Source organism: Riemerella anatipestifer ATCC 11845 = DSM 15868 (genome assembly GCF_000252855.1).
Taxonomy (GTDB): domain Bacteria; phylum Bacteroidota; class Bacteroidia; order Flavobacteriales; family Weeksellaceae; genus Riemerella; species Riemerella anatipestifera.
On record NC_017045.1, the window covers coordinates 1656590 to 1669687 of the forward strand.

The following is a 13098-nucleotide window of genomic DNA, read 5'->3' on the forward strand; positions in this document are numbered from 1 at the left end:
TTGGTTAGACTACCGATTTTACTAGACTAAGCAAATCGTTGAGGTTTTGCTTGGTGCTAATTATAGGTTTCTGTGAGGTGTATTTTGCCACTTCCAAAGCGGTAGTATTTCCTATACAAAAGACCATTTCATCGGTTATAGAATTATTTTTTACAAAGCTACGAACTCCACTTGGACTAAAAAAAACTAAAGCATCATATTTTTTGTTAAGAGTAGGGTATAGAAGTTCGGTTTCGTAAACTATTTTCTTTATATAATTCGCATTGTGATTAGCGATGCTTTTTTCTAAAGTATCCAATGCAAGGTTGCCACAAAAGTGAACAAAATCAGGATTATCCCATTGCTGTTGAAGTATAAACGAGGCTAATTCTTCGGCATTCTTAGCCGTATGTAGAGTTTTGATGCCTTTTTCTGCAAGTTTGCTTTCAGTTTTGCCACCTACACAAATCACAGATGAATGAGGTGCATCAAAACCGTTTTTAAAAAAGCCTTCTACCCCATTTGCACTAGTGAATATAAGTGTTTTATTACGCAGACTAATCTTTTCGGTATTGATGAATTTAATTCTAATAAAATCTTTGGTATCAACCTCTAGTCCTTCGTTTAACAGGAGTTGGCGTTTTTCAGGATTGATTTCCTTAGTCAAGAGAATAGAACTAGCCATTAAAAAAGAGTTTAAAGTTCTTTTTTAATTTGGTCCATTATGGCTTTACCTCCATTAGCTAGGAGTTTATCGGCGAGTTCATTACCGAAGTTTCTTCCTTGTTTCCACGCAAAAGTTTCGTTAAGTTCAAGGCATTCTTTTCCGTTCAATGAGCATAATCTCCCTTGGAATTTAATTTCTTCCTCATTAAACTCTGCAAAAGCTCCGATTGGTGCTGTACAACCGCCTTCTAATCTGTTCAGAAATTGGCGTTCTATTTCCACGCATACTTGGGTCTGATGGTGGTTGATGGTTTTCACAATTTCGTTGATTTCGGTATTATCAGTGTGTCCTGCTACGGTAACCACCCCTTGCGAAGGAGCCGAAATCATAAAAGGTAAATGCTCATACGGAATATCTAATGCCATTCTTTTAAGACCAGCTAAAGAAAACAGCGTTGCATCTGCGATGCCGTCTTCTAGTTTTTGCAGTCGGGTTTGTACATTACCTCTGATGTCCGAAAATTTGGTATTTGGGAATTGTTTCAACCAAAAGGCTCTTCTGCGAAGGCTGCTAGTTGCTATTGTGAGTTCTTCTAGCGACTTGTCTTTAGCGTTGCTACTTCTTACTAATACATCTTGCGGATAATCTCTTTCTAAGTAGGCTATCAGCGCTATATTTTGAGGTAATTGTGTAGGGACGTCTTTAAGAGAATGTACAGCTATATCTATTTGTTTATTGAGTAGAGCAATGTCTAAATCTTTGGTGAAAACTCCTGTAATGCCTAAAGAATAAAGCGGTTGAGTTAAATTTTTATCACCAGACGAAACGATAGGTACAATTTCGGTAGCATAGTTTTTTTGTTCCAAAGCTGCTGCCACTTCCTTAGCTTGCCATAAAGCTAAAGGTGAATTTCGGGTGCCTATTTTAATGGTGTTTTTCATTAAACTCATCTATTGGTTGTTGTACAAAAATATCGTTCATTAGCTTAGAAATTTCCTCTGCTTTCATTGGATTATCTATGATGAACTTCGCAAATCTGTTGGTGATTTTTTGGATAACCTTGTTACTTAGCTCCATATCCTCTATACCTATGTATTTGTGTTTGCGGTAGAAATGGTGCATTTCGTTTTCTTCTATTTTCTTTAAAGAAGATTTAAAATGAAGGATATTAGGAGTGTATTTTCTTTTCTTTTCCCACTCTAAAAACTCTTTTCCCATTTCCTTGATAATCCTTTCTGCTTTAGGGATTTCCTTTTTTCTAATTTCTAAGGTTTCCTGTATTTTTTCAGAAAGTTTATCCACATCTATCAGCTCCACCAAAGGAAGTTCCTCTACGGATTTATCTACATTATGAGGAATAGCAAGGTCTATGACTAGCATTTCTTTACCTTCTGGTAAATCTTCTCTGTTAATAATGGGTTTAGATGCTCCTGTAGCTACAATTAGAATGTCTGTGTTAGAAATTTCTTCTTTAACATTAGAAAAATCGGTGTACGGGATTCCAAATTTATCAGCTACTATTTTAGCATTTTCTAGAGTTCGGTTAGCTATTTTAACCTTTGGGCGGTAGAGGTGTTTCATGAGATTTTCTACCGTATTTTGTCCAATTTCGCCTATCCCTAAGAGCAAAATGTTTTTATCTTGAAGTTGCGTTTTATGGTTGAGAATATAATGTACCGCAGCGTAAGAAACCGAAGCCGCACCATTGCTAATTCCTGTCTGATTTTTAATCTTTTTTGAAATCTGAATGGCATAGTTAATGGCTCTCTCCATATAGGAGTTGGTAGTTCTTTTGTAAGTTTTAAATCTAGAATAAGCCTTTTTGATCTGAGAAATAATTTCAAAATCGCCTAATATTTGGCTTTCTAAGCCTGCTGCCACACGAAAAAGATGATTGAGGGCATCTTCTCCTTTTTTGACATCACAGTATTTTATAAACTCTACTAAATCTACTCCTACAATGTCACAAAAAAGCTGTGCTACAAACATATAGTTATGGCTAGTGGTGTAGATTTCTGTTCTATTACATGTAGAAACCACAAAAGCATCACCCATATTTTTCTCATGAATTTTATTGACAAAATCCTGTATATGTTCATCAAAAAAAGCAAATCTACCACGAGTTTCCGTATCAGCCTTTTCGAAGCTAATACTAAGCACTGTGAAGTGTGCAGTCTTATATGAGCTATTTGGGAAATGCATAAGTTTATGAGACTGCAAATTTACAGTTTTTTTCTGGTTTGGTAAAAACTTTAAAGTAGAGTAAGGAAACTAAATTTCTCTAATCAAGTTATTTGGAATGAATCTTAATTGGGGTTGTCAATTAGAATTGTTGTGGATTTTCAATTAGCTTGCTTATTGGAGTAGAATATTTTTTCAAAAAACATTATATTTGTCATACCATATTAGCCTATAGAAAGTATATAATTGTAGTTATTTGTTGTAAAGGATAATTAGTGGATAAACTTGTCAAATATTTAGAAGATAATTATAATATTTCTAATGAAGAAATAGCTTTGTTAGAGCAGTGTGTTGAAGCTTATACTTACACTAAAGGTTCTTGCATCTCGTCTGTTGGAGCTATAGTTGATAAGATATATTTTATTGACGAGGGTATAATGAGAGCATATTATACTGGTGAAACAGATCTGGAAATAACAAGAAGATTTTATTTTGAAAATGATTTCTGTACCAATTGGGTTAGTTTCCGTAATTGCATTCCAAGTGTGGAATATATTGAGGCCGTAAATGATGTTTCTGGAGTTTCTATTTCATTCTCTGATTTTATGAAACTTTTGGAGACTTCTACTAATTTTAAGAATATTTACGCACATATTTTAGAAAAATTTCAAGATTATCATTTGAAAAAATTCCATTTTATAAATAATCTTACTCTGCAGGAACAAGTAAGTGATATGGAACTTTATTTTCCGAAACTGCGACAAAAAATTTCTAATAAGCTATTAGCTTCTTTTTTACATATAACCCCGCAGCATCTATGTAGAGTGAAAAAAAAGTTAATCAAGTAATTGATTTATTAACATTTGTTCATTGATTAATTGAGTTTATTTTTTCAAATTTGTGTCATTAATGATTTTAGTAGCTACGGAATTATTGTTAGGGGTGATAATCCGAAAACGTCCCACTTTTTAAAAGTGAAGCATATTGCAAAGTAGTAGGATAATACATTTTTTATTATGAGAACAAAATTTTTTATATCTACATTCATTCTAATATTTTTATTCTCTTTCGCTAATGATAGAGGATTGGTGCAGTTTCCAAAATATTCTAAAGATATGGATAAAGGATTTGATTGTAGTGCTAAGTGTTGGTTTAATTCTTGTGCAGGGGCAGGAACCTGTTCTTGTGCTTGTGGATTTTTTAGTTGTGATTGTGCCCCTTCAAACCCTAAAGAACAACAACCTAGAAATGTTAATATTAAAGATATTTCAATTAATGAAGGACAATACAAACGTATAAGCTTTTTTGCCTCTTTGTTAAAGAGTATGAATAATGAACTAGCAGATAATGTTTATAATAACTTAGCACTAATGTTGTCTTATTATAAAAATGAAGATAACGACAAATTTAATGAATACAGAAATAAATTCGTTAATGCTTTAAATAACTTAGATGGAAATCAGAAAAAAGAAATTAACCTGTATTTCATAAAAGTAGGAGCAAAGGAAAGAATTTAGTTAGTAAATGAAAAGACTGTATCATTTCATTGATATAGTCTTTTAAATTTTATCAAAAATGAGAATTAAATTATTGCTTTTTTTTCTTGTTTTTTGGAATTTTAGTATTTTTCCTCAAAACTTAGATGTCACTTATAAGATGGTTTATAGACCAAATAAAAATAATTTATCTTATATAGAAGAAGATATTTTTGTTTTAAAAATTCGTGATCATCAATCCTTATATTTTAGTATTAAATACGATTATTTAATTAATCATCAGGGGGAGGCTATGAAGCAAGGAATTAACCCTAATAAAGTGAGTAATAATTATTTTATTATAAAAGAAGATTCTAAAATTTTTCATTTAAGACCTATTGATAATGATTTTATGAAGTATGAGGAAAAAGAATTTCCAAAATGGGATATAAAAGATAATATGAGGCAAATAGATTCCTTAAAGGCTTTTAAAGCGGAGGGAAGTTATAGAGGAAGGGAGTATATTGCTTGGTTTACAACGGATATTCCTGTTGCAGAAGGCCCGTTTAAATTTAAAAATCTTCCAGGTCTAATTTTAGAATTAAGGAGCAAAGATGGTGATTATAGCATAACTCTTAATGGGATAGAAAGGAATGAGGAAGAAATAGATTTTCCTGAAGCTATCTTGATTAAAAATAGAGAGAAATATAAGGAGTTGCTCGAAAAATTTGCCGAAAATCCAAGTTACAAAATGCAACAAAGAGATAGCTCAAACTCATTTAAGTATAAAACTTATATTGGCGGAAAAGAGGTAAATAATGCGGAAAAGTATAAAGCGTACAATAAATTTGTTTGGGATTTTATGAATAATCACAACAACTCAATAGAAAAAGATGAATTATGGATAAGATAAAGTTTTTAGGATTAACAGTGTTTTTAGTAATATCGGGAGCTATGAAAGCACAAATGAAGTTTTCTGATAAGAAAGTGGAGGTGTATATTAATTTGAATTGGACAAAGGATTCATTAGATTTTGCAAAAGAGAAATTAAAAAGTAAAAATATTACTTTTAATTTTTCAAATGTTAAATATAATCCTAATGGAACCATCAAAGGTTTGGAAATAGATGTTAATAGTAATGATGGTTTTAGCGGAAAGGCTTCAATAGAAGAAATAACTAGAAATACTAAATTCGGTTTTTTAAGAAATTATAGTCGTTTTTCACAGAATAAACTTAGAGTAGGAGCTTTTTAGTATATGGGGGGTGTTGGGAAACACTCCCCATTTTTGACTATTATAACTTTCTTTTAAACTCATCTAACCTTTTTTCTGAAGCTATTTGGTTTTTCTCTATTTTTTCCTGGGCATAGACTTTAAATTCGGTTTCGTTTTTCTCTAGTAAGAAATCATAAGGTCCAACTCCCGAGATAAGTTTCACTAAGACAGGAGAAATTTCTAGACAAATAAATAATCCCATAATAAACATCGCCGCAACAGCAATGATTGAGGTATTTTCTCCCAGTTCATCTAGTGCTTGAAGCCTTGCGGCAAAACCATTAAATCTATTTTCTGAATCCTCGGTTTGAAGACGTTCCTTTTCTACATTAGAATAAACTTTTGATATTTCTTTATCCAAATATTCTAAGCGAGTGGCAACTTGTTTTTGGTAATTTTCTAAATCTAATCGGCGTTGTTCTTTGAGTTCCGATTTTCTTTTAGCGTTGGGACCAAAGCCTTCTTTTCCGCTGGTAAGGGCAGAAGATTTCCCAAGCACCTCTTTTTCTAGTTCCACAGATGCTGAATCGTAGGCTTTTTGGTAGTTTAATATTTTTTCTTGAATTTGTTTTTTCTCGGTTTCAAAAGGCGAACTTTGGGTTAAAATTCTGCTTTGCATTTCTTGTTGAAGCTCTTTCTTATTCCTTTGGATAATGGTGTTGAGCTGTTTATTGATTTCTTTTTCAAATATCTTTAATTCCAAAGGTTTAGAGATGATGATGCCTAAAAAAGTTGCTAATATCAATCTTGGAACTGCCATTAGTATTTGTTGCCACCAAGAACTTGTCTTTTTTATAGAAGATACAATGTATCGGTCAAGGTTGAATATCATCAATCCCCAAATTAAAGCAAATATGAGGGAAATGTAGAAGTTATCAAAAATGGTATAGATAGCATATCCAGCCGATAATGTGGCAAAAACTGCTGTAAAAAAAACAATGCCTCCTATTCCAGAAAATTTATTCCATTCGCTAGGCGTTTTTTTCAAGATATGAATGTTGGCACCACTACAAACGAGAAGGAAATATTGCAATCCATTTATTTTATGATTTGTAGATAGTGGCTTCTGAAGTTTTGTTTTCATTTTTTGTTGCTAAACTTTTGTAATAAGTATTCAAAATCTGTGCTATGTTACAATTATGTTTGAAATAAAGTGATAGTAAAAAAGAAAAACCTCAGAAGCATATGCTGTTGAGGTTTTCTGTAAAAAATATTTGATTTTTAATGTTTATGGTACCGTAACGCCTTTTTTATCATATAATTTTAAAAACATTTTGGAAATACGCATTAGTACCGCCTGTATATCTCTACTTTGTAGATAAACGCTGGTTTGGAGAATACCTTGCTTGGTGCTAGGCTTGGTTTTGCTAATGATGCCTATCTGCCCCTCCAGTTTTTCGTTGATATGGGCTCTTACGGCATTTCTCATTTTTTTTATTTCGTCTAAACTTTCGTTTTCGGGTTGTTCTAGCGAGACTAAGATATGATTGAAAAACTGATTCATTTTTGTTTCTAGAATGTCAAGTTCTTTTATGAACTCAATATCAGTAAGTTGGTGTAGATTTTTAACATAAAAAAGACATTCGTTGCTTAGTGATTTGGCAGATTGCGTAAGGTCTTGAACAAAATCACTACTAAGGAGCAAGACTTCGGAAGTATCACGGTCTCCAGAGGAAAGCCCTTTGATGTATTTTATACTCTTGGATCTTAATTTGTTGCCGTGCTCTTCTAAATCTAGGACTGTTTTATGTGCTTTTTCCAGTTTTGCCATATCGGCTTGTCTAAGTCCATTAATGGTGTCATCATAGCTTTGAGCAATTTCGGAAATTACGGCACTCACTAGAGAACGGTACTTTTCTACTAGATTAAGGTCTTCTAGGTCTAATATACTGAACTTATCTTCTGCGGTTTTGTTTTTTTTCTCTTTTTTACTGAATGAAATTTGAGAAGCTATAATAAAGGTAAATACTAAAGCAACTAATATATATGTACCTATTTCTCCACCTTTATAAAGAATAAAAGCGAATAAAGCAGATACTGTAAAGGCAATGAATGCAGTGATAAACCAACCTCCAATTACTGATAATACTCCTGCAACTCTATAAACAGCCGACTCTCTTCCCCACGCTTTATCCGCCAAAGAAGACCCCATAGCCACCATAAAAGATACGTAGGTGGTGGATAGAGGTAGCTTCATAGAGGTAGCCCAAGCGATAAGTATGGAAGCAACTACTAGATTAGTAGCAGCTCTCACCAAATCAAATGCTGGTGGCTCTTGTACAATAGTGGCTTCTTCTATCTTGCTTTTTTCAAAACTTTTGTTGTAGCGTTTCGTAATAGAAGTAGGAATGATGATACTGAAAATATTACCTAAAACTAAAGATGAATTAACAATATTTCTTGAAATAGCATTGGGTTTAAACTTTTCATCACCTTCATCTTGTCTTCCCAAATTGACTTCCGTTTCTGTAACCTTTTTAGCCTTAGCACTTAGCCACACCGTAAGTCCCATAACTATTCCTGCAATAATAAGCATATAATTGGGTACAATAATATCGTTACTGGCTAGATAGTCTTGATAAAGCTCGTTGGCTGGGATTCCTGTTTCTTTCCAATGATTAAAGGCTAAAAAACCTGTGATAGGAACCCCTATAAAGTTCACTAAATCATTCCCAGCAAAGGCCATAGCAAGAGAAAAAGTGCCTGCTAAAACCACTACCTTAAGAGGATTTATTTTATATTGTTTTTGTAGTAAGAATAAGATAATAGTAGCTATTAAAAATATAGCCCCCAATATAGCCCAAGTATGACTATTTATGAAATCTCTAGATTCTGAACTGATGATAGTGGTGCCTTTGAGCCCTTTTATGAGAAGAAAGTATACAATAGAAGTAATCCCAGCTCCCGAATACAAAGCGCCATATTTCTCTAATTTGGTTTCATATTGGAAGGTAAATAATAATCTACATAAGTACTGTATAACCACACCTGCAGTAAAGGCAATCAATATGGATAGAAATATACCTGAAACAATATTAGAGGTACTTTCAAAGTTAATGTATTTGCCTACTTCGCTTAACTTATCGTCTTTAGCCATAGAAAACAAAATACCACTGATTAGTGATGCTCCTAAGAGCTCAAACACAATAGAAACAGTAGTAGAGGTGGGAAGTCCTAAGCTGTTAAAAATATCTAATAGTATGATATCTGTCAGCATTACTGCTAAGAAAACAATGAGTATAATATCAAAAGTGAAATATTGGGGATAGAATATCCCTTTTCTAGCGATTTCCATAATGCCACTAGAGAAAACAGAGCCTAATAGTATCCCGATAATGGCAGTGATAATGATGGTTTTGTAAGGAGCCGCTTTTGAACCTATCGCCGAGTTAAGAAAGTTAACGGCATCGTTACTTACTCCTACAATTAAATCCGAAATTGCCAATACAAAAAGTAGAACTACAACAAATATAAAATATTCCATTTTGTTATTATTTTTTTACAGGCAATTCTAAGAAATTTTCAGAAAATTACGCTTAATGTTAATGAAATTTAATATAACAAAAAACGCTTCCTAAAATGGAAGCGTAACCTGTCACATCTATCTAAAGTAAATGTGTATGCTTGTTTGTAAACTTAGTTAAAGATTATTAGTGGTGGCTAGTATGTGTTTCTACAACATCACCTAGGGGTCTTTTGTAAATTACCTCAACACCTTCTTGCTCATAAAGTTTCTTATATCTTACTTCTTCAGGATTAAAAGGCTTAGTTTTTCCGAAATATTCCAATAGACCTTCTGTAAGCCATAGAGGCACAATGTAAGTTGCGAACATCATGATACACCAAAACCCCGCCATCATCATGGTGAAGAAATAAATAGTCCAAAGGAACTGATAAAACGGCCAAAATGCTGATAACATCATTGTCTTAAATATTTTAGGCAAAATTAACATAAATTTCTCTTTCCACAAAAGAAATCTATGCTAATTTTTAATTTATACTCATTTTAATTTAGTGTGCAATGCTTGAGAAAAAATCGTTACCCTTATCATCGGTAATGATAAATGCAGGGAAGTTTTCTATTTCTATTTTTCTCACAGCTTCCATACCTAACTCAGGGAAATCTACCACTTCCACAGATTTAATATTCTCTTTGGCAAGTATTGCTGCAGGACCGCCAATAGAGCCTAGATAGAACCCGCCGTATTTAGCACAAGCATCGGTTACCTCTTTACTTCTGTTACCTTTAGCCAGCATAATCATACTTCCGCCATGTTTTTGGAATTCGTCTACATAAGGGTCCATTCTTCCTGCGGTTGTTGGTCCGAAACTTCCTGATGGCATTCCCTCTGGAGTTTTAGCTGGTCCAGCGTAGTAGATAGGGTGATTTTTAAAGTACTCTGGCATTGGCTGACCTGAATCTAAAAGCTCTTTTATTTTAGCATGTGCAATGTCTCTAGCAACAATAAGAGTTCCTTTAAGTTTTAATCTTGTTTTGATAGGATATTTAGAAAGCTCAGCTAGGATTTCGTTCATTGGACGGTTAAGGTCAATTTCTACTGGAGCTTCTAGATGAGGTGGTGTTTCTGGTAAGAATTTTTTTGGATTTTCTTCCAATTGTTCCAAAAAGATACCATCTTTAGTGATTTTTCCTTTTATGTTTCGGTCTGCAGAACAGGATACCCCCATGCCTACAGGGCAACTTGCTGCGTGGCGAGGTAAACGGATTACTCTTACATCATGTGTAAGGTATTTTCCACCAAATTGAGCTCCAATAGCACTTTTCTGACAAATTTCTTGTACTTTCTTTTCCCATTCTAAATCTCTAAAGGCTTGTCCACCTATATTGCCTTCCGTTGGGAGATTGTCATAATAACCCGCACTAGCTTTCTTTACAGCGGCTAAATTAGCTTCCGCTGAAGTTCCACCAATAACAAGAGCTAAATGATACGGCGGACAGGCAGCAGTTCCTAAATCCATGATTTTTTCCTTAACAAAAGCCTCTAAATTTTTCTCATTAAGTAGCGATTTGGTTTTTTGATAAAGGAAAGTCTTGTTGGCAGAACCGCCTCCTTTTGCTAAGAATAAGAAATGATATTCGCTGCCCTTGTTGGCATAAATATCAATTTGTGCAGGAAGGTTAGAGCCAGAGTTCTTCTCCTCAAACATTGTTAAAGGAACAATCTGCGAATATCTTAAATTTTTAGATTGATAAGTGTTGTAAATCCCTTTGCTTATCCATTCGGCATCATTTACACCAGTATAAACATTTTCTCCCTTTTTTGCAACGCATATTGCTGTACCTGTATCTTGGCAAGATGGTAAAGCTCCTTCCACGGCGACAGCTGCATTTTGAAGGAGATTGTATGCCACAAAGCGGTCGTTATCGGTAGCTTCGGGGTCATCAATAATGTTTTTTAATTTCTGTAAATGGGTAGGTCGTAGCATAAAAGAAACATCTGCTAAAGCATTTTCTGCTAAGAGTTCTAGACCTTTAGAATCTACGCTTAAAATTTCTCTATCACCTAATTTCTCCACTTTTACATACTCGGAAGTAAGTTTTTTATAAGGTGTATCGTCTTTTAGGATAGGGAAGGGTTCTTGGTAATGAAATTCCATTATTATATTTTTTAGCTGTTATACAATTTTCCGTAAAAATAAAAATAGCCGTGGTTTTAACGAAAAAATAAGGATATGATTTCTTCCTTTTTTGGTGTGAAAAATAGAAATTTATATTGGTTCTAAATAATTATTTCCTTAGACTTTTCGAACTTCTAAAACTCGCTAGTAAGAAATAGGCTACAAAAACAATAGAAAACCTAAGTACAGAAGGTATTGCAATCATAGGATTAAAGAATAGAAATCCTATCCCTAAAAGTAATCCGATGCCGATAAACGAAATCCCTAGTTTTTTTTGCAAGCTATAGTCTGGACGGTCTAGAAAGAATGCCATGCCCCATGCTAATCCGAATGCGAAGCCATAATATAATGCTACGGCAGGCTCTTGTCCGTTAATAAACTTGTTGCTTAGAAAACTGATGGAGGTAATTACAATAGCGTATAAAATTGCTTTTTTCATTATATCAAATCATTAAAACTTAATAAAATCTCTCCTTTTTTAAAAGAAAGGAGAGATGTAATTGGTCTTTGATTAAAGATTATTTTTCAGCTACTAGTTGGGCGATGTTTAGTATCACTTTAGTGGCTTTCTCCATACTTTCTAAAGGAACATACTCGTAAGGTCCGTGGAAGTTGAGCCCTCCCGCAAAAATATTAGGACAAGGTAATCCCATATAAGAAAGCTGAGCACCGTCTGTGCCACCTCTTATCGCTTTTATTTTTGGCTCTATATTAGCTATTTTCATTGCTTCTTCCGCAAAATCTATGATGTGCATTTTTCCTTCAAATTGTTGTTTCATGTTGCGGTATTGCTCTTTAATTTCTATTTCTGCTACTCCTTCTCCATATTGAGCATTAAATTCTTTAACCTTCTCTAGCATGAATGACTTTCTAGCTTCAAACTTCTCTGCATCGTGGTCTCTAATGATGTATTGTAGCTTAGCTTCAGAAACATCAGCATTTACTTCTAGTAAGTGATAAAAACCTTCAAAACCTCTGGTGGTAGAAGGAGTTTCGTTAGACGGAAGACGGTTTATGAAATCTGCAGCTAAAAGTCCAGCGTTTACCATTTTACCATAAGAATATCCTGGGTGAACACTTAAACCGTGTATTTTAACAACAGCACCAGCAGCATTAAAGTTTTCATATTCTAGTTCGCCCACTTCACCGCCGTCCATAGTATATGCCCATTCTGCACCAAATTTTTCTACATTGAATTTGTGAGCACCTCGTCCAATCTCTTCATCAGGATTAAAGCCTACGGATATTCTACCGTGCTTAATTTCAGGGTGAGCTATAAGATACTCGGCTGCCGTTACGATTTCTGCAATACCAGCTTTGTCGTCCGCAGAAAGTAGGGTAGTGCCGTCTGTAGTGATGAGGGTTTGACCAATATAATCTTTAAGGCTTTCAAATTTAGAAGAAGAAAGGGTAAAGCCTGTTTCTTGGTTTAGCACTAAATCTCCACCGTCGTAGTTTTTCCATATTTGAGGATTAACGCCTTTACCATTAAAGTCTGGTGTGGAATCATAGTGTGCAATAAATCCTATTTGAGGTACTTCTTTATCGTCTAAATTAGAAGGGATAAAGCCAAATACATAGCCGTGTTCATCAATGGAAACATCTTCTAATCCTAGTTCTTTAAGCTCGTTGAAGAGTAAATTCGCCATATCCCATTGTTGAGGTGTAGATGGTGTAGTTTCACTTTCAGGGTCGCTAGTAGAGTATATTTTAACATAGGTTAAAAATCTTGCGAGGAGTTTATCTTTCCATTCTTGGGTAAAATCTATGTTTATCATTTTGTATATATTTTCTACAAATTTAGGATTTTAAAATAAAGTAGGAGTTGTACTTGTTAGGTTTTAGAAAAAAGGTTAAATTGATTTTAAGGTTAAATTGTTG

At 33.9% G+C, this 13098-nt stretch carries 13 protein-coding genes; 4 read left to right on the forward strand and 9 right to left on the reverse strand.

The window, feature by feature from the left end; translation table 11 throughout:
* Positions 1-4: 4 nt before the first annotated feature.
* The 3 genes from RA0C_RS07865 to hemA are packed head-to-tail and all read right to left on the reverse strand — an operon-like array spanning position 5 to position 2848.
* Positions 5-664 (reverse strand): uroporphyrinogen-III synthase, encoded by a 660-nt coding sequence (locus tag RA0C_RS07865; protein WP_004916388.1) that lies wholly within the window; start codon positions 662-664, stop codon positions 5-7.
* Between the two features lie 11 nt (positions 665-675).
* A complete protein-coding gene (gene hemC / locus RA0C_RS07870; protein WP_004916390.1) occupies positions 676-1596 on the reverse strand; it encodes a hydroxymethylbilane synthase in 921 nt (306 codons plus the stop codon).
* Positions 1571-2848 carry a glutamyl-tRNA reductase gene (gene hemA / locus RA0C_RS07875; protein ID WP_014615061.1) on the reverse strand — a complete coding sequence of 426 codons (1278 nt, stop codon included), beginning with the start codon at positions 2846-2848 and terminating at the stop codon, positions 1571-1573. Before hemA ends, hemC begins: the two co-directional genes overlap by 26 nt.
* Before the next feature lie 254 nt (positions 2849-3102).
* On the opposite strand from hemA, the gene RA0C_RS07880 reads away from it, so the two are divergent.
* From RA0C_RS07880 to RA0C_RS07895, 4 genes are all read left to right on the forward strand, one after another.
* On the forward strand, positions 3103-3675 hold the full coding sequence (locus tag RA0C_RS07880) for a Crp/Fnr family transcriptional regulator (protein ID WP_013447063.1): 573 nt from the start codon (positions 3103-3105) through the stop codon (positions 3673-3675).
* Between the two features lie 168 nt (positions 3676-3843).
* Positions 3844-4344: a hypothetical protein gene (locus RA0C_RS07885; RefSeq protein ID WP_004916393.1), complete on the forward strand. Its 501-nt coding sequence runs from the start codon at positions 3844-3846 to the stop codon at positions 4342-4344.
* A gap of 58 nt (positions 4345-4402) precedes the next feature.
* Positions 4403-5215, forward strand: a complete 813-nt coding sequence (locus RA0C_RS07890) for a GLPGLI family protein (protein WP_004916394.1) — start codon at positions 4403-4405, stop codon at positions 5213-5215.
* Positions 5203-5556 (forward strand): hypothetical protein, encoded by a 354-nt coding sequence (locus RA0C_RS07895; RefSeq protein WP_004916395.1) that lies wholly within the window; start codon positions 5203-5205, stop codon positions 5554-5556. The genes RA0C_RS07890 and RA0C_RS07895 overlap by 13 nt, the downstream gene beginning before the upstream one ends.
* Positions 5557-5596: 40 nt before the next feature.
* On the opposite strand, the gene RA0C_RS07900 is transcribed toward RA0C_RS07895, so the two are convergent.
* The 6 genes from RA0C_RS07900 to pepT all read right to left on the reverse strand — a co-directional run bounded on the left by RA0C_RS07900 (position 5597) and on the right by pepT (position 12995).
* Entirely contained in the window at positions 5597-6661 is a 1065-nt protein-coding gene (locus tag RA0C_RS07900) for a DUF4407 domain-containing protein (protein ID WP_004916396.1), read from the reverse strand.
* A gap of 144 nt (positions 6662-6805) precedes the next feature.
* Positions 6806-9061, reverse strand: coding sequence for an inorganic phosphate transporter (locus RA0C_RS07905; RefSeq protein WP_004916397.1), 2256 nt, complete (start codon positions 9059-9061; stop codon positions 6806-6808).
* A 166-nt stretch (positions 9062-9227) separates the two neighbouring features.
* Positions 9228-9500 (reverse strand): hypothetical protein, encoded by a 273-nt coding sequence (locus RA0C_RS07910; RefSeq protein ID WP_013447064.1) that lies wholly within the window; start codon positions 9498-9500, stop codon positions 9228-9230.
* 88 nt (positions 9501-9588) lie between these two features.
* Positions 9589-11196 carry a fumarate hydratase gene (locus RA0C_RS07915; RefSeq protein ID WP_013447065.1) on the reverse strand — a complete coding sequence of 536 codons (1608 nt, stop codon included), beginning with the start codon at positions 11194-11196 and terminating at the stop codon, positions 9589-9591.
* 130 nt (positions 11197-11326) lie between these two features.
* Entirely contained in the window at positions 11327-11656 is a 330-nt protein-coding gene (locus tag RA0C_RS07920) for a hypothetical protein (protein ID WP_013447066.1), read from the reverse strand.
* A 79-nt stretch (positions 11657-11735) separates the two neighbouring features.
* Positions 11736-12995: a peptidase T gene (gene pepT, locus RA0C_RS07925; protein ID WP_013447067.1), complete on the reverse strand. Its 1260-nt coding sequence runs from the start codon at positions 12993-12995 to the stop codon at positions 11736-11738.
* Positions 12996-13098: the final 103 nt, after the last annotated feature.

What these genes read in the sequence shown, in the direction of transcription:
- hemA (WP_014615061.1), bottom strand. Translation starts at nt 2,848, where the DNA reads ATGCATTTCCCAAATAGCTCATATAAGACTGCACACTTCACAGTGCTT.
- RA0C_RS07920 (WP_013447066.1), bottom strand. Translation starts at nt 11,656, where the DNA reads ATGAAAAAAGCAATTTTATACGCTATTGTAATTACCTCCATCAGTTTT.
- pepT (WP_013447067.1), bottom strand. Translation starts at nt 12,995, where the DNA reads ATGATAAACATAGATTTTACCCAAGAATGGAAAGATAAACTCCTCGCA.
- RA0C_RS07865 (WP_004916388.1), bottom strand. Translation starts at nt 664, where the DNA reads ATGGCTAGTTCTATTCTCTTGACTAAGGAAATCAATCCTGAAAAACGC.
- RA0C_RS07905 (WP_004916397.1), bottom strand. Translation starts at nt 9,061, where the DNA reads ATGGAATATTTTATATTTGTTGTAGTTCTACTTTTTGTATTGGCAATT.
- RA0C_RS07910 (WP_013447064.1), bottom strand. Translation starts at nt 9,500, where the DNA reads ATGATGTTATCAGCATTTTGGCCGTTTTATCAGTTCCTTTGGACTATT.
- RA0C_RS07890 (WP_004916394.1), top strand. Translation starts at nt 4,403, where the DNA reads ATGAGAATTAAATTATTGCTTTTTTTTCTTGTTTTTTGGAATTTTAGT.
- hemC (WP_004916390.1), bottom strand. Translation starts at nt 1,596, where the DNA reads ATGAGTTTAATGAAAAACACCATTAAAATAGGCACCCGAAATTCACCT.
- RA0C_RS07900 (WP_004916396.1), bottom strand. Translation starts at nt 6,661, where the DNA reads ATGAAAACAAAACTTCAGAAGCCACTATCTACAAATCATAAAATAAAT.
- RA0C_RS07885 (WP_004916393.1), top strand. Translation starts at nt 3,844, where the DNA reads ATGAGAACAAAATTTTTTATATCTACATTCATTCTAATATTTTTATTC.
- RA0C_RS07915 (WP_013447065.1), bottom strand. Translation starts at nt 11,196, where the DNA reads ATGGAATTTCATTACCAAGAACCCTTCCCTATCCTAAAAGACGATACA.
- RA0C_RS07895 (WP_004916395.1), top strand. Translation starts at nt 5,203, where the DNA reads ATGGATAAGATAAAGTTTTTAGGATTAACAGTGTTTTTAGTAATATCG.